This window comes from Enterobacter cloacae complex sp. S3, assembly GCF_014930495.1.
GTDB classification, from domain to species: domain Bacteria; phylum Pseudomonadota; class Gammaproteobacteria; order Enterobacterales; family Enterobacteriaceae; genus Enterobacter; species Enterobacter asburiae_B.
The window spans coordinates 19,497-42,583 of sequence record NZ_JADBRD010000023.1 but is presented as its reverse complement, the minus strand read 5'-3'; the positions used below and the strand labels follow the sequence as shown (position 1 = coordinate 42,583).

Below are 23,087 nucleotides of genomic sequence, written 5' to 3'. Positions count from 1 at the left end.
AACCGTGCGGCATATCGCACAATAACGCCAGTTCTCACTGCTAAGACCCATCAAGATGAGCAAACCATTACAAAAACCCACCATTCTGAATGTTGAAACTGTCGCCAAATCGCGCCTGTTTAATGTCGAAAGTGTGGACCTGGAGTTCAGCAACGGTGTGCGTCGCGTTTATGAACGTATGCGCCCCTCTTCGCGCGAAGCGGTGATGATTGTTCCCATTGTCGACGATCATCTGATTTTGATCCGCGAATACGCTGTGGGAACGGAATCTTACGAGCTTGGGTTCTCGAAAGGGCTTATCGACCCGGGTGAAACCGTCTTTGAAGCGGCAAACCGCGAGCTGAAAGAAGAGGTCGGCTTCGGTGCGAATGAGCTTTCATTCCTGAAAAAGCTAAGCATGGCGCCGTCCTATTTTTCCAGCAAAATGAATATCGTGGTGGCTGAAGATCTCTATCCTGAATCGCTGGAAGGGGATGAGCCGGAGCCGCTGCCGCAGGTTCGCTGGCCGCTAGCGCACCTGATGGATCTGCTTGAAGACCCTGACTTTAATGAGGCTCGCAACGTGAGCGCGCTGTTCCTGGTACGGGAGTGGTTGAAGGGGCAGGGGCGACTGTAGTGGCCTGATGCCCTCACCCCAACCCTCTCCCACGGGAGAGAGAGCAAACACAAAAACGGCAACCAGAGGTTGCCGTTTTGCTTTGTTGTCAGAACAGCTCGTGCGTCTCGCCGTTATCAATAATCTCTGTCCCCACCTCGTGCACCGCCTGCGTGGTTGGCTGCGTGCCCTCGATGAAATACTCTTCGCGACTATTACCGCCGTTGGCGAGCTGACCCGTGCTGCGGTCGATATTAACCGTCACCACGCCTGGCGGTGGCGTTAACGGCTGCTCCGGCACGCCTTCAAGAACGGACTTCATGTAGGCGTCCCAGGCCGGCTGCGCGCTCTTCGCACCGCCTTCGTAGCCGGAAATTTGATCCTTAATCGCGCCGGAGGCCGTTGTACGACCTAAGTCACGGCGGTGATCGTCGAAACCGATCCAGACCGACGTCACCACGCCCGGACCGTAGCCGGAGAACCACGCGTCTTTCGAGCTGTTGGTTGTCCCCGTTTTACCGCCGATGTCATGACGCTGCAAATCGCGCCCTGCGCGCCAGCCTGTGCCCTGCCAGCCCGGTTCACCGAAGATGTTGGTGTTCAGCGCGCTTTTGATCAGGAACGACAGCGGCGTGTTGATCACGTGCGGGGCATACTCCGGCGCGCCGGTCTGTGCCACCAGCGACTGGTTAGCCTGCTCAAGCTGCGGCTGCGGCACGACGCCGCTCTGCTGCTCCTGAGACACGGCAGGGTCTTCCATGTCCTTGTTTTCAAGCACCTCGGATTTCGGCGTATTGCCATAAATCACCGGAATATCGCAGTCAGGGCAGGCAATTTTCGGCTTCGCTTCGAACAGCACGCCGCCCTGATCGTTCTCGATCTTGCTGATGAAGTACGGGTCAATCAGGAAGCCGCCGTTAGCCATCACCGAGTACCCGCGTGCGACCTGAAGCGGCGTAAACGAGGCGGAGCCTAACGCCAGCGACTCGGTGCGAACGATGTTCTGCGCCGGGAAACCGAAGCGCTGCAGATACTCTGCGGCATAGTCGACGCCCATCGCGCGCATGGCGCGCACCATCACCACGTTTTTCGACTGTCCCAGGCCCTGACGGAGACGAATTGGGCCGGCATACTCCGCAGGGGAGTTCTTCGGCTGCCAGTCGGAACCGGCACCGGCATCCCAGCGGGAGATTGGCACGTCGTTAAGGATGCTGGCTAGGGTCAAGCCTTTATCCATCGCTGCCGTGTAGAGGAACGGTTTGATATTGGAACCGACCTGACGCAGCGCCTGGGTAGCGCGGTTAAATTTGCTCTGGTTGAAATCAAACCCGCCGACCAGGGCCAGGATAGCACCGTTCTGTGGATTGATAGAGACCAGGGCTGAGTTGACGTCCGGCACCTGTGCCAGCCACCAGGATTCGCCTACCTTGCGCACCCAGATTTGCTGCCCGGTCTGGACGGCATCGGTCACTTTACGCGGCGTTGCGCCCTGCAGCGTATCCGAGCGGTAAGGACGCGCCCAGCGGATACCGTCCATACGCAGCGAGACGGAAGTACCGTCCGCGAGCGTCGCAACGGCTTCCTGAGGATCGGCCTGCGTCACCACGGCAGGAAGGAGCGGACCATAGGTTGGCAGCGCCTTCAGCGTACTGGTGATTTTTTTACTGTCCCACGCGCTTTCGCCCACTTTCCAGAGCACGTTTGACGGGCCGCGATAGCCGTGACGCATATCGTAGTCCATCACGTTGTTCCGCACCGCTTCCTGAGCCGCCTGCTGGACCTTGCGGGTGACGGTGGTGTACACGCGATAGCCATCTTCGTAGGCCTTGTCACCATAGCGATTCACCATCTCCTGGCGAACCATTTCGGTCAGGTAAGGGGACGCGAAGGCGATCTCAGGGGCGTGGTAGTTAGCGTCAATGACATCGTTACGCGTCTGGTCGTACTCGCTCTGGCTGATGTAGCCTTCGCTCAGCATACGTGACAAAACGACGTTACGGCGCGCGGTGGCGCGATCGAGCGAGTAGAGCGGGTTAAACGTGGACGGCGCTTTCGGCAGACCGGCGATGGTTGCCATTTCGCTTAAGGTGAGCTGCTCAACGGGCTTACCGAAGTACACCTGTGCGGCAGCCCCCACGCCATAGGCGCGGTAACCCAGGTAGATTTTGTTGAGGTACAGCTCAAGGATTTCGTCTTTGCTCAGCAGCTGCTCAATACGGATCGCGAGGAACACCTCTTTGATCTTGCGTATCAGCGTCTTTTCAGGGCTGAGGAAGAAGTTACGCGCCAGCTGCTGCGTAATGGTACTCGCCCCCTGAGAGGCGTGACCAGAGAACAACGCAATGCTCGCGGCACGGAAAATCCCCACCGGATCGACACCGTGGTGCTCGTAAAAACGGCTGTCCTCCGTGGCGATAAAGGCTTTCACCATCACGGGGGGGATTTGGTTTAAGGTCAGCGGAATACGACGCTTCTCGCCATACTGCGCCATCAGCTCGCCATCGGCGCTATAGACTTGCATCGGGATCTGGAGGCGCACATCGCGAAGCGTGGCGACATCAGGTAGCTGTGGCTCAATATATTTGTATAAACCGTATATCGAGCCTGCTCCCAGCAGAATGCAACAGACTGCAAGGATGAATAAATACTTTACGAACTTCACCGGAGATTTCCCATTTGGTTTCACTTGGGCAGTTTCTAAACAATCGCGCGGTAGTATAAAGGCAAGCCTGATTCATTGATATAGCCGTCAACCCGACGGGCGATAAGGAGATCGTGAAGCATGGCTTTCAAAACATGGCAAACGGGCGTTCATATTCAACAGGATAGGGTGCAGATCGTCGCCTTGGCCCGGGATAAGTCGGGCTGGTGCTTGCGCCGCTGGTGGGCGATTCCTCTGGACGAGGGCATCATTCGTGACGGCAAAATTTGTCAGCCAGAACAGCTGGTTGATGCGTTACGCGACTGGCGCAAAACGCTGCCGCACTACCATCGGGTGTTCCTCTCTTTCCCGGCAGCACGGACTCTGCAACGGACGCTCCCCCGCCCGACCGTTGCGCTGCGTGACAGCGAGCAGCTCTCATGGCTTGGCGCGGCGCTCGCGCGCGAACTGGAGATGTCTGCCGATACGCTCTGTTTCGATTACGCGCAGGATACCTTCAGCAATACCTTTCACGTGACCGCCGCGCAAAACAACGAGGTTGATACCCTACTGGCGCTGGCGAAAACGCTGCGTTTGCGGCTGGTGGCCATTACGCCGGATGCCAGCGCGCTGGCGAATCTTCTTCCTGCGGTGGCGCCAGCGACGTGCGTCGCCTGGCGCGACGATCGGCAGTGGCTGTGGGCGATGCGCCACCAGTGGGGACGCCGCTTTACCACAGAAGCCGAAAGCGTGGCCGAGCTGGCGGCTCTGCTGGCGCTTGGTCCGGATGACATCGCGCTGTTTGATAACCGACGTGATCCGTGGGAAATCCTGGAGCGCTGCCAGGCCCCGCTACCGGACTGCGGCGCTGATTATACCGTTGCGCTGGCGCTGGCCATGAGCGAGGTGCCCGGATGAGCCTCATGAACTTTCTGCCCTGGCGACAGCAGCGGCGCGCACGATGCCTGCGCTTCTGGGGGGCAATGTGTGTCGGCACCGTGCTGTTGATGTTCGCGGTCATTTTCTGCCTGCGGATAAACCCTGTTATGAGGCTGCACGCGCTGCAAACGGAGCTGACGGGAATGCAGACCGTGCAGCACGCGCTTGCTTCCCGGCAGAAACTCGCCTCACAGGCGCAGAAGCCAGCACAGACACGTCAACAACGCGCATGGCAACCGGTGCTGGAATCCCTTTCCCGCGCCACTCCTTCACAGGTCTGGCTGACAGAGCTTCGCTATCAGCCTCCTGCTCTGATGTTGACCGGGTATGCCATAACCCTGCCAGCCCTGTCTGCTCTGCGCGATGCGCTGGGCCAAATAGCGGGTTTTACGCCCGGAACGGCGGGTGAGCTTCGGCAGGACAGCCAGGGGCGCTGGATGTTCACCCTCCATCTTAAAAGCGAGGGGTAACGCATGGATACCTTGTTAGAACGCTGGTGCGAAAGCCGTCCCTGGTATCGGGTGCTTTTGTGGTGTCTGGGGAGCCTCCTGGCAGGACTGGCCGCGTGGGGCACCTTGCTCAGACCGCTGGACAGGCAGTGTGCTGAACGACAGCGACAGCTGATTCAGGACGTGAGGACGAACGCGGCGTTATGGCCTGCCGTCAGAAAGGTGCCGTTTCGTACGGAAACAACGGAAGCACTGGCGCTGACGCCGTTTTCCCCGCTCGATTTTCAGGGTGATAACGCGACGCTGGTTCACTGGAAGCCGCTGCAAAACGGAGGGGAACTGATGCTGGAGGTGGAGTGGCAGGCTCTCCCGGCGCTTTTTTCCCGGCTGGCGCAGCGCGATGTGCAGATCGCCGCTTTCGCAATTGCACCACAAGGTACAGCGTTGCGCCTGCGGCTGGAGCTGGAACATGCGAAATAGCGCGAGATATTTGCTGGTTTGCTCAGCGCTGCTATTGACCGGCATGCGCGATCCGTTTCGCCCGCCGGACGATCCCTGCGCCATTGGCGAGCTGGCGCAGTGGCGCTATCGCGGCATGGTGGGAGGACAGCAGGCTATCGGCATTTTACAGGATGGGCAAAAGCGCTGGTACCGGCTGAAAACGCATGAACGCTTCCCGGCGGGCTGGACGATAACAGCCATCAATGAAACGGAACTGGTTGTTGATGTGGGTGACACATGTGAACCAGGAACATGGACGTGGCAACGAGAAGGAACGGATAAGAATGAATTTACGGATAATGCTGTGGCTGCTGGCGTTCAGCCATCCGCTGTGGGCCGCCGCGCCAAAACCGGTCACGCTGGTGGTGGATGACGTGCCTGTTGTGCAGGTGCTGCAGAGCCTGGTCGCACAGGAGAACCGAAATCTGGTGATATCGCCTGATGTCGGCGGCTCGCTTTCGCTCAACCTGACGCGCGTCCCCTGGCGGCAAGCGTTACAGACGGTTGTCACCAGCGCTGGCCTCGTTTTGCGAGAGGAGGGCGGCATTTTTTATGTGCATACCGCGGCCTGGCAGCGTGAACAGCAGGAGCGCTCAGAACAGGAGCGAACGCGTCGACAGCTTGAGGCGCCGCTGGTTTCTCACAGCATCGCTTTTTCCTATGCCGATGCCGGCGAGCTGCAAAAAGACGCGGAAAAGCTCCTGAGCGCCAAGGGAAGTTTGTCTCTCGACAAACGCACCAACCGGCTGCTGATTCGCGATAACCAGACGGTGGTGGAGACGCTGCAGCGCTGGGCCGCTCAGATGGATATTCCCGTCGAACAGGTCGAGCTGGCGGCGCATATTGTGACCATTAATGAAAAAAGCCTGCGTGAGCTGGGGGTGAAGTGGAATCTCGCTGACGCCGCCGACGCGGGCAAGGTTGGCCAGCTCACCACGCTTGGCAGCGATCTTTCCGTCGCCAGCGCCACCAGCCATGTGGGTTTTAACATCGGACGGATCAATGGTCGGCTGCTGGATCTGGAACTTTCTGCGCTAGAGCAAAAGCAGCAGGTTGATATCATCGCCAGCCCGCGGCTGCTGGCCTCGCATATGCAACCGGCCAGCATCAAGCAGGGGAGTGAAATTCCGTATCAGGTCTCAAGCGGTGAAAGCGGCGCCACCTCCGTTGAGTTTAAGGAGGCGGTATTAGGGATGGAGGTCACGCCGGTGGTCTTACCGGGAGGACGCGTGCGCCTGAAATTGCACATCAGTGAAAATATGCCGGGACAGGTTCTGCAGCAGGCGGACGGCGAAACGCTGGCGATCGACAAACAGGAGATAGAAACCCAGGTGGAGGTAAAAAGTGGAGAAACGCTGGCGTTGGGCGGAATTTTTTCGCAGAAGAACAAAACCGGCAGCGACAGCGTGCCGGGGCTGGGGAAAATCCCCTGGCTTGGGCAGCTTTTTCGCCACGATGGGAAGGATAATGAACGGCGCGAGCTAGTGGTGTTTATTACACCACGTCTGGTCGGTATTCGCTGACGGGTAACGATCCCCGCAATGATTTTGCATTCAGTTTGTTGCAGATGTTTGACGTGGGGCATGAATTAGCATACAAGGAGTACCGATTTGAGTTGGACTTGCGTCTTATTACCTTATGCGCCCGGCGCGGTGATTTAATCAGTTGCCAAACAAGCCGGAGTATTGAGATAATTTTTAGTCTGACTCTCGCTCTATTGCATATGAGGTTTCAGTTCATGTCCTGCTACGCTGGGTGTCTGCGAAGCGGGAATTACCATTAACGAATAGTCTTAGTAGTACCGATAAAATGGCAGAGAAACGCAATATCTTTCTGGTTGGGCCTATGGGTGCCGGCAAAAGCACTATTGGGCGTCAGTTAGCTCAACAACTCAATATGGAATTTTACGATTCTGATCAAGAGATTGAGAAACGAACCGGAGCTGATGTGGGCTGGGTTTTCGATGTAGAAGGCGAAGAAGGTTTCCGTGACCGAGAAGAAAAAGTGATCAACGAACTCACGGAAAAACAGGGCATCGTTCTGGCAACAGGCGGCGGTTCTGTGAAATCTCGCGAAACCCGTAACCGTCTCTCCGCCCGTGGCGTAGTGGTCTATCTTGAGACGACCATTGAGAAACAGCTGGCACGTACGCAGCGCGATAAAAAGCGCCCGCTGCTGCAGGTTGAAACGCCACCACGCGAAGTTCTGGAAGCGTTGGCCGATGAACGCAATCCGCTGTATGAAGAGATTGCCGACGTGACCATTCGTACTGACGACCAGAGCGCTAAAGTGGTTGCAAACCAGATTATTCATATGCTGGAAAGCAACTGATTCTGGCTTTATATACACTCGCCTGCGGGTAAAAGCATTAAAGGTGGATGTCGCGTCATGGAGAGGATTACAGTTACTCTCGGGGAACGTAGTTACCCTATCACCATCGCGGCTGGTTTGTTTAACGACCCAGCTTCCTTTTTACCACTGAAAGCGGGTGATCAGGCGATGCTGGTCACCAATGAGACGCTGGCTCCGCTTTATCTCGACCGCGTACGCCACCTGCTTGAGCAGGCGGGCGTAAAAGTCGACAGTGTGATTCTCCCCGATGGCGAGCAGTATAAAAGCCTGACGGTACTGGATACCGTCTTTACCGCATTGCTGCAAAAACCGCACGGTCGCGATACAACACTGCTTGCCCTGGGCGGCGGTGTTGTGGGCGATCTGACCGGCTTTGCGGCCGCAAGCTATCAACGTGGCGTCCGTTTTATTCAAATCCCGACCACGTTGCTGTCCCAGGTCGACTCCTCTGTGGGTGGCAAAACGGCAGTCAACCATCCGCTCGGCAAAAACATGATTGGCGCGTTCTACCAGCCCGCATCGGTGGTGGTGGATCTCGACTGTCTGAAAACCCTGCCGAAGCGCGAACTGGCTTCGGGTCTGGCAGAAGTGATCAAATACGGCATTATTCTCGATGGCGAGTTCTTTAGCTGGCTTGAAGAGAATATGGATGCGCTGCTGTGCCTGGATGAGGCTACACTGGCATACTGCATTCGTCGTTGTTGTGAACTGAAAGCAGAAGTTGTCGCTGCAGACGAGCGTGAAACGGGCTTACGTGCTTTACTGAATCTTGGGCATACGTTTGGCCACGCCATTGAAGCCGAGATGGGTTACGGCAACTGGCTGCACGGTGAAGCCGTCGCGGCCGGTATGGTCATGGCAGCGCGCACCTCTGAACGTCTGGGGCAGTTTAAACCTGAAGAGACGGCACGCATCATTGCGCTGCTTGAGCGTGCAGGTTTGCCGGTAACCGGGCCGCAGGAGATGTCGGCGCAAGCGTATTTACCCCACATGATGCGCGATAAAAAAGTATTGGCAGGTGAGATGCGTCTTGTACTCCCGCTTGCAATAGGGAAGAGTGAAGTGCGCGGCGGAGTGCCGCACGATGTCGTTCTTGGCGCTATCGCTGATTGTCAGCAGGCGTAACAACTAGAAAGGTCAGGCCACTGTCGCAGGTGGTCGTTTAGCTTCAGGTGAAATGCAAAGTCGTTAGCATAAGCCTTTGAGTGGGGTGTTAAATGGATGAATTCAAACCAGAAGACGAGCTGAAACCCGATCCCAGCGATCGTCGTACTGGTCGTTCTCGTCAATCTTCAGAACGTGATAACGAGCCGCAGATCAACTTTGACGATGTTGATCTGGATGCAGACGATCGTCGCCCTTCGCGCAGCCGCAACGCGCACGAAGAGCGAGCAGAAGAGGATTATGAGTCCGAAGAAGATTCAATGGACGAACAGCCTGTAGAGCGTCGCCCTCGTAAACGTAAAAAAGCCGCTGCGCCGAAACCGGCTTCCCGCCAGTACATCATGATGGGCCTTGGCGTTCTGGTGCTAGTGCTGCTGATTGTCGGCATTGGCTCCGCGCTTAAAGCACCGTCAACGAACTCAACCGAGCAAACTGCTTCCGCTGAGAAGAGCATCAACCTGTCCGGTAACGATGCGACCAATCAGGCGAATGGCGCACAGCCTGCGCCGGGTGCGACTTCCGCAGAGCAGACCGCAGGTAACACCACAGCGCCGCAGGATGTTTCTCTGCCGCCCGTTTCTTCAACCCCTGCTCAGGGTCAGGCACCTGCCACGCCTGAAGGCCAGCAGCGCGTAGAAGTTCAGGGTGATCTGAACAATGCGCTGACGCAGCCGCAGAACCAGCAGCAGGTTGATAACGTCGTGGTTAACTCCACGCTGCCAACTGAGCCGGCAACCGTTGCCCCGATTCGCGGTGGTAACGCTCAGCCACAAACGGCTGCGACGGAAACCAAACCGCGCCAGACGCAAACTGCGACGCGTCCTGAACGTAAGCAGGCGGTGATTGAGCCTAAGCGTGAAACCAAACCTCAGGCAGTCGTAAAAGCGCCTGAAGTGAAAGCGGTACCGGCACAGCCGAAACGCACCGAAACGGCTGCGGTGAGCGAGCCTGCTAAAGCGCCAGTCACGCAGACTGCGCCGAAAGCAACGGCAACCACAGCTGCACCTGCAGCAACGGCTCCGGCAGCCACGGCAACAGCCTCCAGCAGCGCCGCAGGCAAAACTGCAGGTAACGTTGGCTCGATGAAGTCTGCGCCATCCAGCAACTACACGCTGCAGCTGAGCAGTTCGTCTAACTATGACAACCTCAACAGCTGGGCGAAGAAATCAAATCTGAAAGACTATGTTGTTTATCAGACGACCCGTAACGGTCAGCCGTGGTATGTGCTGGTCAGCGGCGTTTATTCGTCCAAAGATGAAGCGAAACGTGCCGTAGCGGCACTGCCAGCGGATGTTCAGGCAAAAAATCCCTGGGCGAAGCCGATTCATCAGGTTCAGGCCGATCTGAAGTAATGTTTAAAGCGCAGGATGCTGTCGGAGCTTTCTCCACAGCCGGAGAAGGTGTAATCAGTTAGTCAGCATGAAAAAAAATCGCGCTTTTCTGAAATGGGCAGGGGGGAAATACCCCCTGCTCGATGATATTAAAAAGCACCTGCCAAAAGGCGAGTGTCTAATCGAGCCTTTCGTGGGCGCAGGATCGGTGTTCCTGAACACTGATTTTTCTCGTTATATCCTGGCGGATATCAACAACGACCTCATCAGCCTCTATAACATTGTTAAGCTGCGTACCGAAGAGTATGTCGCAGAGGCGCGCAAACTGTTTACGCCGGAGAATAATCAGCCGGACGTTTACTACCAGTTCCGCACTGAGTTTAATCAGAGTCAGGATCCGTTCCGTCGGGCGCTGCTGTTCCTCTATCTCAACCGTCATGGTTACAACGGCCTGTGCCGCTATAACCTGCGCGGGGAGTTTAACGTGCCGTTTGGTCGCTATAAGCGCCCGTATTTCCCGCAGGACGAGCTGTACCACTTTGCCGAAAAAGCGCAGAACGCAGAGTTTCATTGCCTCTCCTATGAAGAGTGTATGGAGCTGGCAGGCGTAAACTCGGTGGTTTACTGTGACCCGCCTTACGCACCACTGTCTGCAACGGCGAATTTCACCGCTTATCACACCAACAGCTTCAGCCCGGCCGAACAGGCCCGTCTGGCGGAGATGGCAGAAAAGCTGGTCAGCAAAAGAATTCCGGTGTTAATTTCGAATCACGACACGCCTGATACGCGCGAATGGTATAAAGCCGCGAAGCATTTTCAGGTCAAAGTGCGGCGTAGCATTAGCAGCAACGGCGGCACACGTAAAAAGGTGGACGAACTTCTGGCTCTTTATCGCCCCTGAGCCGTTTTGCCCGCCGGTAAACACATTTCAAGGAGAAGCGGATGAAACAGTTTTTGATTGCTCCCTCAATTCTGTCGGCCGATTTTGCCCGCCTGGGTGAAGACACCGCCAAAGCTCTCGCGGCTGGCGCAGATGTCGTCCATTTCGACGTTATGGACAACCACTACGTCCCTAACCTGACCATTGGCCCAATGGTGCTCAAGGCATTACGTAACTATGGCATTACCGCGCCGATCGACGTTCACCTGATGGTTAAGCCTGTTGATCGCATCGTGCCTGACTTCGCCGCAGCGGGTGCCAGCATCATCACTTTCCATCCGGAAGCCTCTGAACACGTGGACCGCACGCTGCAGCTGATCAAAGAGAACGGCTGTAAGGCGGGCCTGGTGTTTAACCCGGCCACGCCGCTGAGCTATCTCGACTATGTCATGGACAAGCTGGACGTGATTCTGCTGATGTCCGTTAACCCGGGCTTTGGCGGTCAGTCGTTCATTCCCCACACGCTGGATAAGCTGCGTGAAGTGCGCCGTCGTATTGATGAGTCAGGTTACGATATTCGCCTGGAAGTGGACGGCGGTGTGAAAGTGAATAACATTGGTGAAATTGCGGCAGCCGGCGCGGATATGTTCGTTGCAGGTTCGGCAATTTTCGACCAACCGGATTACAAAAAAGTCATTGATGAAATGCGCCGTGAGCTGGCGAAGGTAAGTCATGGATAAATTGCAGGCAATTCGGGGTATCGCATTTGACCTCGACGGCACGCTGGTCGACAGCGCGCCGGGCTTAACGAGCGCCGTAGACCAGGCGCTGTACGCCCTTGAACTCCCCGTTGCGGGGGAAGAGCGCGTGGTAACGTGGATTGGCAACGGCGCCGATGTCCTGATGGAGCGCGCGTTGACGTGGGCGCGTCAGGAGCGCGCGTCGCAGCGTTCCGCGCAGGGTAAACCGAGCGTTGACCACGCTGACATCCCTAAGGATGAACAGCTGCGGATTCTGCGCAAACTGTTCGATCGTTTCTATGAAGAGACCGTCGAGGAGGGCAGTTTCCTGTTCCCGGACGTTCAGGAAACGCTGAGCGCGCTGCACGCGAAGGGCATTCCGCTGGGGCTGGTGACCAACAAACCGACGCCGTTTGTTGCACCGCTGCTGGAAGCGCTCGATATCGCGAAGTATTTCTCCGTGATTGTGGGCGGCGACGACGTACAGAACAAAAAGCCGCATCCGGAACCGCTGTTGCTGGTGGCAGGAAAATTATCCTTAACGCCTGCGGAGCTGCTCTTTGTCGGGGATTCGCGCAATGATATTCTGGCTGCCCGAGCGGCTGGGTGTCCTTCCGTCGGATTAACCTATGGCTACAACTACGGTGAAGCCATCACATTAAGTGAGCCGGATGTGGTCTTCGACCACTTCAAAGATTTGTTGCCCGCACTCGGGCTTTCGCACAGTGAACATCAGGAATTGAATAATGACTAAGCCCATCGTTTTTAGTGGCGCACAGCCTTCAGGTGAATTGACCATTGGTAACTACATGGGTGCGTTACGTCAGTGGGTCAGCATGCAGGATGAGTACCATTGCATTTACTGCATCGTCGATCTCCATGCGATTACCGCGCGTCAGGATCCTGAGAAGCTGCGTAAAGCCACCCTGGACACCCTGGCGCTGTACCTGGCCTGCGGCATCGATCCTGAGAAGAGCACCATTTTCGTTCAGTCGCACGTGCCGGAGCACGCGCAGCTGGGCTGGGCGCTGAACTGCTACACCTATTTCGGCGAGCTGAGCCGTATGACCCAGTTCAAGGATAAATCCGCGCGCTACTCTGAAAACATCAACGCCGGTCTGTTCGACTATCCGGTGCTGATGGCGGCGGACATCCTGCTGTATCAAACCAACCAGGTACCGGTAGGTGAAGACCAGAAGCAGCACCTGGAGCTGAGCCGCGATATCGCCCAGCGCTTTAACGCGATTTACGGCGATGTGTTTAAAGTGCCAGAGCCGTTTATTCCGAAGTCCGGCGCGCGCGTGATGTCGCTGCTGGAGCCGACCAAGAAGATGTCCAAGTCTGACGATAACCGCAACAACGTTATCGGCCTGCTGGAAGATCCGAAATCCGTCGTCAAAAAGCTCAAGCGCGCGGTCACCGACTCCGACGAGCCGCCTGTAGTGCGCTACGACGTGCAGAACAAAGCGGGCGTCTCCAACCTGCTGGATATTCTCTCCGGCGTGACCGGCCAGAGCATTCCTGAACTGGAAAAACACTTCGAAGGCAAGATGTACGGCCACCTGAAAGGTGAAGTGGCAGACGCCGTTTCCGGCATGCTGACCGAGCTGCAGGAGCGTTATCACCGCTACCGTAACGACGAAGATTTCCTGCAGAGAGTGATGAAAGACGGCGCGAAAAAAGCTAGTAAACGTGCGTCTAAGACACTGAAAGCAGTATATAAAGCTATTGGCTTTGTTGAAAAGCCGCCAAGATCAAGTAACAAGAAACAAGAAGACGCCTTATATAAATCCAAGTTAAAACAATATCAGGTGTAGGTCGGGTAAGGCGGAGCCGCCACCCGATAAAAAAAATGCTCTACGCCAACCAAAAACCGGGATATCCCGGTTTTTTTACGCCTGAAAAACGCTTACTGATCCGCCGCCGGGCCGCAACCGCCGATGATCTTCGAAATGGAGATCGCCGGATGCAGCAGGTAATCGTAGCTGCAGTTATTTTTGGTGTTCTGTACATGACCGGTACAGGCAGTCAGAGTCGATAACAGGCCAACCAGAACGGCGGCTTTTGCCAGTTTGAACATACGCATTCCTTGTCTTAAAAACGAAAGTTGGATGTAACTCAGGGGAATAAAGGGAGAAATTCCACTTCGGGGCGGTATGTTATCGACAGCAGTAAGAGGGGAGTAGTCCGCATAAGGACTACTCCGCAAAGGAAGAATATGCGTTAGTGATTCGAGAACCAGTTCAGCTTATCGCGCAGCTCAACCACGCGACCCACCACAATCAGCGCCGGGCTTTCGACCTGCTGCGCCAGCTCACCGAGCTGCGTCAGTACACCATTCACCACGCGTTGCTTGATGGACGTACCGTTTTCCACCAGCGCAACCGGCATATCAGCCTCCATGCCGTGCTCCAGCAGCTTCGCCTGAATCGTCGCGGCCTGGTTCAGCCCCATGTAGAACACCAGCGTCTGCTTTTCAGCGGCCAGGTTATGCCAGTCCAGCTCGCTGCCGGTTTTCAGATGGCCCGTCACCAGACGCACGCTCTGGGCATAGTCGCGGTGGGTCAGCGGAATGCCAGAGTAAGCTGAGCAGCCGGATGCCGCCGTAATGCCCGGCACGACGGAGAACGGAATACCCGCGTCACACAGGGTTTCCAGCTCCTCGCCGCCGCGACCAAAGATAAACGGATCGCCACCCTTAAGGCGCACCACGCGCTTACCTTTCTGCGCCTCGCGCAGGAGGATCTGGTTAATCTCCTCCTGCGGCACGCAGTGATAGCCCGCCCGTTTACCAACGAATACGCGGTCGGCATCGCGGCGTACCAGGTTCATGATGTCATCAGAGACCAGACGATCGTAAACCACGGTATCGGCCTGCTGGATCTGCTGTAGCCCTTTCAGCGTCAGCAAGCCCGCATCGCCGGGGCCTGCGCCCACCAGCACCACTTCACCGCGATGGTCCAGCGGCTCGCTGAGCAGCTGTTCGGTCGTCTCTTCTACGGCTTTGGTGTCCTGATTCGCCAGCGACTGCGCCAGCCTGTCGTTCACAAAGAATTTTTCCCAGAAGCGACGGCGCTCGCCCACGGTCGAGAAGGTTTGCTTCACGCGGGAGCGGAGCTGCCCGGCGTAATGCGCAATCTGACCAAGGTGCTGCGGCAGCACGGCCTCCAGCTTTTCCCGCAGCAGGCGGGCGAGAACCGGCGAGCGTCCACCGGACGACACCGCAATCATCAGCGGCGAGCGGTCAATAATCGAGGGCATGATAAAGCTGGCCTCTTTCGGCGCATCCACCACGTTGCAGAAGATTCGGCGCGCTTCGCAGGCGTCGCTGACGCGCTGGTTCACTTCATCGTCGTCCGTTGCGGCAATCGTCAGCCAGCAGGTATCGAGCAGGGATTCATCAAACTCACCCTGTTCCAGCGTGAGCATCCCTTCCTGAGCCCAGACCTCAAACTGTGGGGCGAAGGTGAGGGCGTTGACGGTGAGCCGGGCGCTAGCCTCTAGCAGCAGGCGCGCTTTGCGTTCAGCCACGTCGCCGCCGCCCACGAGCAGGCAGTCGCGGTTGCGTAATTGACAGAAAATCGGCAGGTGATCCACGACGTTACCTCGCAGCTTTCATGGAGGGGGTAAGAATTGACGTCAGGATAACAGCAGGAATCGTACAAAACATACGGTTTTTCCTGCCGTTACCCATAAGGGGTCATAAGCTTTTCGTATTGAAAAGGCGGGGGATCAGCCTTTCAGCTGCACCTTGCCGTCCTTCACGCGAACGTCATAGTGCTTCACTGAATGACTCTCATCTTCCATGCAGAAACCGTCGCTTAAGCGGAAACGCTGCTTTTTCAGCGGGCTGGCGACCCACAGTTCGCCCTGATGCTCGGCAATCAGTCCGCGGGAGAGCACGCTGGCCTCGAAGAACGGGTCGATATTGCTGATGGCAAAAACCTGTTCATCGTGAAGAGGGCGGAAAATCGCAACCTGCTCGCTGCCCAGCAGCGCGCATACGCCGGTGGCCGGGATGATGTCGTTAATATCGCAAATGTTTATCCACTGGCTCATGCGTTTTCCTCCACCAGCGTGACCGGAATACGTTCATACGGTGTCGCCGGACGATGCTGTTCACGCTCCGGTACAACCTGTACGTTCGGGTCGCGCTGGGTGCTGTTAATGAAGTGTTTGAAGCGCGTCTGCGCCGCCGGGGTGTTGACGGTTTCCGTCCACTCGCAGATCACCGCCTCGCGCAGGCGCGCCATCTCCGCTTCCAGGTGCTCGTTCAGGCCCAGCTTGTCGTCGATGATGACCGCTTTCAGGTAGTCGATGCCGCCTTCCAGGTTATCGAGCCAGGAGGCGGTACGGGTCAGCTTATCGGCGGTGCGGATATAGAACATCATGAAGCGGTCGAGATACTGAATCAGCGTGTCGCGATCGAGATCCGCCGCCAGCAGGTCCGCGTGGCGTGGCTTCATCCCGCCGTTGCCGCAGACGTACAGGTTCCAGCCTTTTTCGGTGGCGATAATACCCACGTCTTTACCCTGCGCTTCCGCACATTCGCGGGTACAGCCGGAGACGCCAAACTTCATTTTGTGCGGGGTACGAATGCCTTTGTAGCGGTTTTCCAGCTCCACGCCGAAGCCCACGCTGTCGCCGACGCCGTAGCGGCACCAGGTGCTCCCCACGCAGGTTTTCGCCATGCGCAGCGCTTTGGCATACGCGTGACCGGTTTCGAAGCCGGCTTCAATCAGCTGACGCCAGATTTCCGGCAGATCGTCTTTCTGCGCGCCAAACAGGCCAATACGCTGGGAACCGGTAATTTTGGTGTACAGGTTAAATTCACGGGCAATACGGCCCACGGCGACCAGCCCTTCCGGCGTGATTTCGCCCCCGGCTGAGCGTGGAATAACGGAGTAGGTGCCGTCTTTCTGGATGTTCGCCAGGAAGTTGTCGTTGGTGTCCTGCAGCGGCGTATGTTCCGGCTTGAGTACGTACTCGTTCCAGCAGGAGGCCAGCAGGGAGCCGACGGTCGGTTTACACACTTCGCAGCCGTAGCCCTGACCGTGTTTCGCCAGCAGTTCGTCGAAGGACTTGATGCCTTCCACGCGGATCAGGTGATACAGCTCCTGGCGAGAATACGCGAAGTGCTCGCACAGGTTGTTGTTCACTTCGATGCCCTGTTTCGCCAGTTCGGCGTTCAGCACCTGAGTGACCAGCGGAATACAGCCGCCGCAGCCGGTACCGGCTTTGGTTTCCGCTTTCAGCGCCGCCACGGTGTGGCAGCCTTTGTTGATGGCGGAGATCAGCATGCCTTTGGTGACGTCGAAGCAGGAGCAAATTTGCGCGCTGTCCGGCAGTTTATCCACGCCGATAGACGGCTTGCCGCTGGACGCGTGCGCCGGGAGGATCAGCGCGTCCGGGTTTTCCGGCAGCTCGATGGCGTTCAGCACCAGCTGGAGCAGGTTGCCGAAGTCGCTGGTGTCGCCCACCAGCACCGCGCCGAGCAGGGTTTTGTTGTCCTGGCTGACGATGAGGCGTTTATAGACTTCTTTGCTTTCGTCGAGATAGACATAGCTGCGAGCGCCGGGCGTGCGGCCATGCGCATCGCCAATACCGCCCACGTCCACGCCCAGCAGCTTCAGCTTGGCGCTCATGTCTGCACCGGTAAACGCGTTTTCGCTGCCGAGGATATGGTCCACGGCGACCTGCGCCATTTTGTAGCCCGGCGCCACCAGGCCGTAGACGCGGTTATTCCAGCTGGCGCATTCGCCGATGGCGTAGATATCCGGATCGGAGGTCTGGCAGGCGTCGTTGATCATGATCCCGCCGCGCTGCGCCACGGCCAGCCCGCACTGGGTCGCCAGCTTGTCGCGCGGGCGAATACCGGTGGAGAAGACGATGAAGTCCACTTCCAGCTCGCTGCCGTCGGCAAAGCGCATGGTTTTGCGCGCTTCAGTCCCTTCCTGAACGATCTCTTTGGTGTTCTTGCTGGTGTGAACCTTCACGCCCATGCTTTCGATTTTACGACGCAGCTGGTCACCGCCCATGTGGTCGAGCTGTTCGGCCATCAGCATCGGGGCAAATTCGATGACGTGGGTTTCAACGCCGAGGTTTTTCAGCGCGCCTGCCGCTTCCAGACCCAGCAGGCCGCCGCCGACGACCGCGCCGCGACGGCTGCGACGGGCGCAGGATTCGATGGCGTTGAGGTCTTCAATGGTACGGTAGACGAAGCAATCCTGAGTTTCCGAGCCTTTGATCGGCGGGATCCACGGATAGGAGCCCGTCGCCATGATCAGCTTGTCGTAAAAAACCGTACGCCCGGCGCTGGAGTGGATCACTTTTTCCTGACGGTTGATGGTGATAGCGCGTTCGCCCACCAGCACTTTTACGCCATGCTTCTCGTAGAAACCTTCGCGCACCAGAGAGAGCTCTTCGGCGGTATGATGGGAGAAGTAGGAAGACAGGTGCACACGGTCGTACGCCTTGCGGGGTTCTTCACAGAACACGGTAATATCGAACTGCTCAGCATCGGCCTTATCGAGAAGATCCTCAATAAAGCGGTGGCCGACCATGCCGTTACCGATGATAGCGAGTCTGACTTTGCTCATTATTGCCTCGATTTCTTTTCTATTATTGCCTACCTTAACGATTCAGCAGGGGCGCTTATTGATGCAAATCAAATACGTCTTCGCCTACTCCTTAGGTGGTATATAACTGATTTGTCAGGATTTTTATAAGTGGCGGAAATCGCAGGCTTTTCGTGCTCGTTGAATTTGTGTACAAATCAGGGGCGGTTTTGCCAAAATCGATACGCCTGAATATCAGCGGCGTTTTTTAGGGGAAGGGTATGTCTACAACACCGTTATGGCTTGTTCAGAATGTTCGTTTACCGGGTCAGGAAGGGCTGTGGCAGCTCGCCATTGAGAACGGGCGATTTGGTGACATCACCCCGATGGACTACACCCACGCCGAAAGTTATGAAGTATTGAACGCGCGCGGCGGGCTTGCTATCCCGCCGTTCATTGAGCCGCATATTCATCTTGATACGACCCAGACCGCGGGTGAGCCGAACTGGAACCAGTCCGGCACGCTGTTCGAAGGCATTGAGCGCTGGGCGGAGCGCAAGGCGTTGCTCAGCCATGAGGATGTTAAAGCGCGCGCCTGGAAAACGCTGAAGTGGCAAATTGCCAACGGCATCCAGTTTGTCCGTACCCATGTGGATGTCTCCGACCCGACGCTCACCGCCCTGAAGGCGATGCTGGAGGTGAAGCAGGAGGTTGCCCCGTGGGTGACGCTGCAAATCGTCGCGTTCCCGCAGGAAGGTATTCTCTCTTACCCGAACGGCGCGGCGCTGCTGGAAGAGGCGTTAAGGCTGGGGGCCGACGTGGTGGGGGCGATCCCGCACTTCGAGTTCACCCGCGAGTATGGCGTACAGTCGCTGCATATCGCTTTTGAACTGGCGAAGAAATATGACCGTCCGCTGGATATCCACTGCGATGAAATCGACGACGAGCAGTCGCGGTTTGTCGAGACGGTGGCAGCGCTGGCGTATGAGGCCGGCATCGGCCCGCGCGTGACGGCCAGCCACACCACCGCCATGCACTCCTACAACGGCGCTTACACCTCGCGGCTCTTCCGTCTGCTGAAAATGTCGGGAATTAACTTCGTCGCTAACCCGCTGGTCAATATCCATCTGCAGGGGCGCTTTGATGACTATCCGAAGCGCCGCGGCATCACCCGGGTGAAAGAGCTGCAGGAAGCGGGCATTAACGTCTGCTTCGGCCATGACGACGTCTTCGACCCGTGGTACCCGCTCGGCACCGGCAACATGCTGCAGGTGCTGCATATGGGGCTGCACGTCTGTCAGATGATGGGCTATCCGCAAATCGACAGCGGCCTGAATCTCATCACCCATAACAGCGCCCGTACCTTCGGCCTGAGCGATTACGGTATTGCCACGGGGAACCCGGCGAACCTGATTATTCTGCCTGCCGAGAGCGGGTTTGAAGCGGTGCGCTGCCAGGTGCCGGTGCGCTGGTCGATTCGTCAGGGACGGGTGATCGCCACGACGCAGCTGGCGCAGACGTGGATCCAGATGGATATCGGAGGAGAAGAGGTAAGTTTTGCCAGAAACAGCCCCTCTGCCGAGCGCAAAGGGGCGTAGGGGTTAGTGAGACGCTGCCGCCGCGTTGTGCTGGCGGTGGCGGGTCACGAAGCCCAGAACGAAGCACATGATAAACACCACGGCATACAGACCGTTCGCGGTGTGCAGCGCCGCCAGCGGGCCGCTGTGGGCGACGATCGGGCCGGTGACCACGAAGGTCAGCATGGTGCCGATGGTGCCGCAGGTCAGGACGAAGTTAACCAGCTTCGGCGAGGCCACTTTGGTCTGCAGGGAGCCCAGAGTGATGATCGAGGTATAAATGGCGCTGGAGAAGAAGCCCAGGGTCAGAATGAACCACGGCATATGCTCCGGTGAACCGTTGATGAACAGGTACATCAGCACGGTCGCCAGCCCCGCCAGCACGGTCAGAATGCGCTGCAGGTCGAAGAAGCGCAGGATGAAGCTAAACGCCCACATGCCGAACATGTAAGACATCCAGAAATCGCTCACCAGTTTACCCGCGTCGTTCAGGCTCATGCCCAGACCTTTGGCATACTCCGGTACCCAGGAGATAAAGCCCAGCTGGCCCAGGATGTAGCACAGCGCGGCGATGGAGAGGAACAGCACGCCGATGCCCCACTTTTCTTTCGCAACAGGCTCTGCGGTGGTTTGCGCTTTCTTGCCCAGCACCGGGAACTTGCAGCCGAAGGTCAGAATAAAGATCGCCACGTAGACCAGGCCGATGCAGGCATAGACCCAGTACCACTCAATGCTGCGCGCCAGCAGAACCGCCGCGAGCATCGGAAAAATCATTCCGGCCATGCTGAAGAAGGAGTCGGTAAACAGCAGACGCGCGCCGCGCTGGCGGCCTTCATACATGTGGGTAATCAGGAACGTACCGATCGACATGGTGATCCCGCTCACCAGACCGAGCACGAACATGGCGGCGGAGAACAGGGCGATGCTGTGGCTCAGCATCAGGCCCGCCACGGCGGCAACCATCAGCACAAAGCCAAAGCGCAGCTGGGTTTTCAGCGGGACGATTTCCATCAGCCAGGCATTCAGGAAGATAGAGATCAGGATCCCCGCGTTGAGGAAGGTAAAGGTGTTACTCATGCTGGAAACGGGCAGCTGGAAGTAGTCTGCGATATTCCCCATCACCATCCCGGTGACGATCACCAACGCGCCGGTCAGGGCGTAGGAGAAGAAGCTGATCCATGTGAGCTTGATGCGATTGCTGTTAGTCATGTCTGGCCTGTTCAGAAAAAGAAAAGCGCCCGGGGGGCGCTGAGAGCGGGCAGATTTTAGTCGCTAAAGTGATCTATTCCTATCTTTTAAGGGTAATGATTACGTCATTGCAGGTTTTAGTGTGATCTAAATCACATTAATTGACGGCGTAACCAATCGTTTGCGCGGTAATAATTGTTTCAATTTCGTAAAATTAGGTAAAAGGCTGGTCTCCGTTCATACTGCTCTTTAGAATCAAGCCATTCGCTTTTTATACTGCGCTTTGTTAAGGAATTCTCATGCTCAAATCAACACTGGCGGCTGTCGCAGCTGTGTTTGCTCTTTCTGCCGTTTCCCCTGCTGCGCTGGCAGCCAAAGGGGACCCTCACGTTCTGCTGACCACCTCCGCCGGGAATATTGAGCTGGAACTGAATAGCCAGAAAGCCCCTGTTTCCGTGAAAAACTTCCTCGACTATGTGAACAGTGGTTTCTATAACAACACCACCTTCCATCGCGTGATCCCAGGCTTTATGGTACAGGGCGGCGGCTTCAACGAGCAGATGCAGCAGAAGCAGCCTAACCCGCCAATCAAAAACGAAGCGGACAACGGCCTGCTGAACAAACGCGGCACCATCTCTATGGCGCGTACCGCAGACAAAGACAGCGCGACCAGCCAGTTCTTCCTGAACGTGGCGGATAACGCCTTCCTCGACCACGGTCAGCGCGACTTTGGCTATGCCGTTTTCGGTAAGATTGTGAAAGGCATGGACGTGGCCGATAAGATTTCTCAGGTGCCTACTCACGACGTCGGTCCGTATCAGAATGTGCCGTCAAAACCGGTGGTTATCCTCTCCGCAAAAGTTCTGCCGTAATTCTTCTGAGCGCGGGCTTCTTCTGCCCGCGTTATGTGACCCTCCCTGCGAAAGCGCGTTTTGCTGCTTATACTTGTGGCAAACGGACTATTCAGGGAGGCGTTAAGTGAAAAAGCTCACCGACAAGCAAAAATCCCGTCTCTGGGAACAGCAGCGTAACGTCAATTTACAGGCCAGTTGTCTCCTTGAAAAAGGTAATGGTCCCTCAGAGCCCCATATTGAGACGCTGGAGCTTGGGCCTTCCGCGCCCGGGTTGCCCCATCTGTGCCATATTCATCGTCATTTGTACCGCAGCGAGATGAAGCGGGCAGGTGAGTTACGTACCGACGATATTTTTAAGGGTGACATTCCGTTCTGCCATTTCGAATACATCGAGAAGATGGGCAACGAGCTGATGGCGGCGCTGGAAAGCGAAAAGTATCTCGTGGGTCTTGAGAAAGCGGCGTTTGTTGACCGGGTTAGCCACTATTACTGCGAAATCAACATGCTGCATCCATTTATGCGCGGCAACGGTATTGCCCAACGCGTTTTCTTCGAGCAGCTGGCGCTCCACGCGGGCTACGCATTGGACTGGCGCGATATCGATCCCGACCAGTGGGTGGCGGCTAACCGAAGCGGCGCAACGGGGGATTTAACCGCGCTGAACGCTATCTTTGCCAAAGTAGTGAGCGAAGCGCGGGAATCTGAGTAGAATAGGGCGGCATTTTTTTCGGGAGCCGCCATGATTCTGCTGATTGATAACTACGATTCCTTCACCTGGAACCTTTACCAGTATTTTTGTGAACTGGGTGCAGAGGTGGTTGTCCGCCGCAACGACGAGATCGGACTGGCCGATATCGGGACGCTGGCTCCGCAGAAAATCGTGATTTCTCCGGGGCCGTGTACGCCGTCGGAATCGGGTATTTCTCTGGATGTTATCCAGCACTATGCCGGCAAGCTGCCGATACTGGGCGTCTGTCTGGGCCATCAGGCGATTGCTCAGGCGTTTGGTGCCTCCATCGTGCGCGCTGCCAAAGTGATGCACGGTAAAACCTCTCCGGTCACCCACGCCGGCACCGGGGTATTCACGGGGCTCAATAATCCGTTAACCGTGACGCGCTACCATTCCCTGGTGATTGACCCGTCGACCCTGCCCGACTGCTTTGAAGTGACCGCCTGGAGCGATACGCAGGAGATCATGGGGATTCGCCACCGCGAATGGGACCTCGAAGGCGTGCAGTTCCACCCGGAAAGCATCCTCAGCGAGCAGGGGCACGCGCTGCTGGCAAATTTCCTCAATCGCTGAATATCTGTTGCCTTGC

Annotated in this window: 22 protein-coding genes and 1 pseudogene; 17 read left to right on the top strand and 6 right to left on the bottom strand. The window is 56.9% G+C overall.

All coding sequences use genetic code 11. The annotated features are described in order from the left end of the window. The first annotated feature begins 55 nt into the window (after window positions 1-55). Window positions 56-616 carry an ADP compounds hydrolase NudE gene (gene nudE, locus IM317_RS14935; RefSeq protein WP_008503041.1) on the top strand — a complete coding sequence of 187 codons (561 nt, stop codon included), beginning with the start codon at window positions 56-58 and terminating at the stop codon, window positions 614-616. An 88-nt stretch (window positions 617-704) separates the two neighbouring features. On the opposite strand, the gene mrcA is transcribed toward nudE, so the two are convergent. Beyond that, window positions 705-3,257, bottom strand: coding sequence for a peptidoglycan glycosyltransferase/peptidoglycan DD-transpeptidase MrcA (mrcA, locus tag IM317_RS14930; RefSeq protein ID WP_033146816.1), 2,553 nt, complete (start codon window positions 3,255-3,257; stop codon window positions 705-707). A 120-nt stretch (window positions 3,258-3,377) separates the two neighbouring features. Between mrcA and pilM the strand changes: the two genes are divergently transcribed. The 12 genes and pseudogenes from pilM to trpS form a co-directional block, all read left to right on the top strand. Next, window positions 3,378-4,154 carry a pilus assembly protein PilM gene (gene pilM, locus IM317_RS14925; RefSeq protein ID WP_033146815.1) on the top strand — a complete coding sequence of 259 codons (777 nt, stop codon included), beginning with the start codon at window positions 3,378-3,380 and terminating at the stop codon, window positions 4,152-4,154. Continuing rightward, window positions 4,151-4,645 (top strand): PilN domain-containing protein, encoded by a 495-nt coding sequence (locus IM317_RS14920; protein ID WP_033146814.1) that lies wholly within the window; start codon window positions 4,151-4,153, stop codon window positions 4,643-4,645. The genes pilM and IM317_RS14920 overlap by 4 nt, the downstream gene beginning before the upstream one ends. A 3-nt stretch (window positions 4,646-4,648) precedes the next feature. After that, entirely contained in the window at window positions 4,649-5,104 is a 456-nt protein-coding gene (locus IM317_RS14915) for a hypothetical protein (protein WP_033146813.1), read from the top strand. Then, the gene (locus tag IM317_RS14910; RefSeq protein WP_033146812.1) at window positions 5,094-5,498 is read left to right on the top strand and encodes a HofP DNA utilization family protein; all 405 of its coding nucleotides are present in this window, start codon (window positions 5,094-5,096) and stop codon (window positions 5,496-5,498) included. Before IM317_RS14915 ends, IM317_RS14910 begins: the two co-directional genes overlap by 11 nt. Then, complete coding sequence (hofQ, locus tag IM317_RS14905) at window positions 5,425-6,648, top strand: DNA uptake porin HofQ (RefSeq protein ID WP_223998201.1); 1,224 nt, start codon at window positions 5,425-5,427, stop codon at window positions 6,646-6,648. Before IM317_RS14910 ends, hofQ begins: the two co-directional genes overlap by 74 nt. Before the next feature lie 286 nt (window positions 6,649-6,934). Then, entirely contained in the window at window positions 6,935-7,456 is a 522-nt protein-coding gene (gene aroK / locus IM317_RS14900) for a shikimate kinase AroK (RefSeq protein ID WP_003861630.1), read from the top strand. 57 nt (window positions 7,457-7,513) lie between these two features. Then, window positions 7,514-8,602: a 3-dehydroquinate synthase gene (gene aroB, locus IM317_RS14895; protein ID WP_033146810.1), complete on the top strand. Its 1,089-nt coding sequence runs from the start codon at window positions 7,514-7,516 to the stop codon at window positions 8,600-8,602. Between the two features lie 92 nt (window positions 8,603-8,694). Next, a complete protein-coding gene (gene damX, locus IM317_RS14890; protein ID WP_033146809.1) occupies window positions 8,695-9,993 on the top strand; it encodes a cell division protein DamX in 1,299 nt (432 codons plus the stop codon). A gap of 67 nt (window positions 9,994-10,060) precedes the next feature. After that, on the top strand, window positions 10,061-10,873 hold the full coding sequence (gene dam, locus IM317_RS14885) for an adenine-specific DNA-methyltransferase (protein ID WP_033146808.1): 813 nt from the start codon (window positions 10,061-10,063) through the stop codon (window positions 10,871-10,873). 41 nt (window positions 10,874-10,914) lie between these two features. After that, complete coding sequence (gene rpe, locus IM317_RS14880) at window positions 10,915-11,592, top strand: ribulose-phosphate 3-epimerase (RefSeq protein ID WP_024907923.1); 678 nt, start codon at window positions 10,915-10,917, stop codon at window positions 11,590-11,592. Continuing rightward, window positions 11,585-12,346 (top strand): phosphoglycolate phosphatase, encoded by a 762-nt coding sequence (gene gph, locus IM317_RS14875; protein WP_033146807.1) that lies wholly within the window; start codon window positions 11,585-11,587, stop codon window positions 12,344-12,346. Before rpe ends, gph begins: the two co-directional genes overlap by 8 nt. Beyond that, window positions 12,339-13,340: pseudogene (gene trpS / locus IM317_RS14870) on the top strand (tryptophan--tRNA ligase); the annotation flags it as partial. The gene gph and the pseudogene trpS, both read left to right, overlap by 8 nt. Window positions 13,341-13,501: 161 nt before the next feature. Here trpS and IM317_RS14865 read toward each other — a convergent pair. The 4 genes from IM317_RS14865 to nirB all read right to left on the bottom strand — a co-directional run bounded on the left by IM317_RS14865 (window position 13,502) and on the right by nirB (window position 18,191). Then, window positions 13,502-13,672, bottom strand: a complete 171-nt coding sequence (locus IM317_RS14865) for a YhfL family protein (protein WP_033146806.1) — start codon at window positions 13,670-13,672, stop codon at window positions 13,502-13,504. A gap of 143 nt (window positions 13,673-13,815) precedes the next feature. Then, window positions 13,816-15,189, bottom strand: a complete 1,374-nt coding sequence (gene cysG, locus IM317_RS14860) for a siroheme synthase CysG (RefSeq protein ID WP_033146805.1) — start codon at window positions 15,187-15,189, stop codon at window positions 13,816-13,818. Between the two features lie 135 nt (window positions 15,190-15,324). Next, window positions 15,325-15,651 (bottom strand): nitrite reductase small subunit NirD, encoded by a 327-nt coding sequence (gene nirD, locus IM317_RS14855; protein ID WP_033146804.1) that lies wholly within the window; start codon window positions 15,649-15,651, stop codon window positions 15,325-15,327. Further along, window positions 15,648-18,191, bottom strand: a complete 2,544-nt coding sequence (gene nirB / locus IM317_RS14850; RefSeq protein ID WP_033146803.1) for a nitrite reductase large subunit NirB — start codon at window positions 18,189-18,191, stop codon at window positions 15,648-15,650. Before nirB ends, nirD begins: the two co-directional genes overlap by 4 nt. 239 nt (window positions 18,192-18,430) lie before the next feature. On the opposite strand from nirB, the gene IM317_RS14845 reads away from it, so the two are divergent. Further along, window positions 18,431-19,747 carry a cytosine deaminase gene (locus tag IM317_RS14845; RefSeq protein ID WP_033146802.1) on the top strand — a complete coding sequence of 439 codons (1,317 nt, stop codon included), beginning with the start codon at window positions 18,431-18,433 and terminating at the stop codon, window positions 19,745-19,747. 3 nt (window positions 19,748-19,750) lie between these two features. Here IM317_RS14845 and tsgA read toward each other — a convergent pair whose 3' ends face one another. Further along, window positions 19,751-20,935: an MFS transporter TsgA gene (tsgA, locus tag IM317_RS14840; RefSeq protein WP_033146801.1), complete on the bottom strand. Its 1,185-nt coding sequence runs from the start codon at window positions 20,933-20,935 to the stop codon at window positions 19,751-19,753. A 278-nt stretch (window positions 20,936-21,213) separates the two neighbouring features. Here tsgA and ppiA point away from each other — a divergent pair, with 278 nt between their 5' ends. The 3 genes from ppiA (at window position 21,214) to pabA (ending at window position 23,071) form a co-directional block, all read left to right on the top strand. Then, window positions 21,214-21,786: a peptidylprolyl isomerase A gene (ppiA, locus tag IM317_RS14835; protein ID WP_023309471.1), complete on the top strand. Its 573-nt coding sequence runs from the start codon at window positions 21,214-21,216 to the stop codon at window positions 21,784-21,786. Between the two features lie 106 nt (window positions 21,787-21,892). Then, the gene (locus tag IM317_RS14830; protein WP_033146800.1) at window positions 21,893-22,477 is read left to right on the top strand and encodes a putative adenosine monophosphate-protein transferase Fic; all 585 of its coding nucleotides are present in this window, start codon (window positions 21,893-21,895) and stop codon (window positions 22,475-22,477) included. 30 nt (window positions 22,478-22,507) lie between these two features. Then, window positions 22,508-23,071, top strand: coding sequence for an aminodeoxychorismate synthase component 2 (gene pabA, locus IM317_RS14825; protein ID WP_033146799.1), 564 nt, complete (start codon window positions 22,508-22,510; stop codon window positions 23,069-23,071). Window positions 23,072-23,087: the final 16 nt, after the last annotated feature.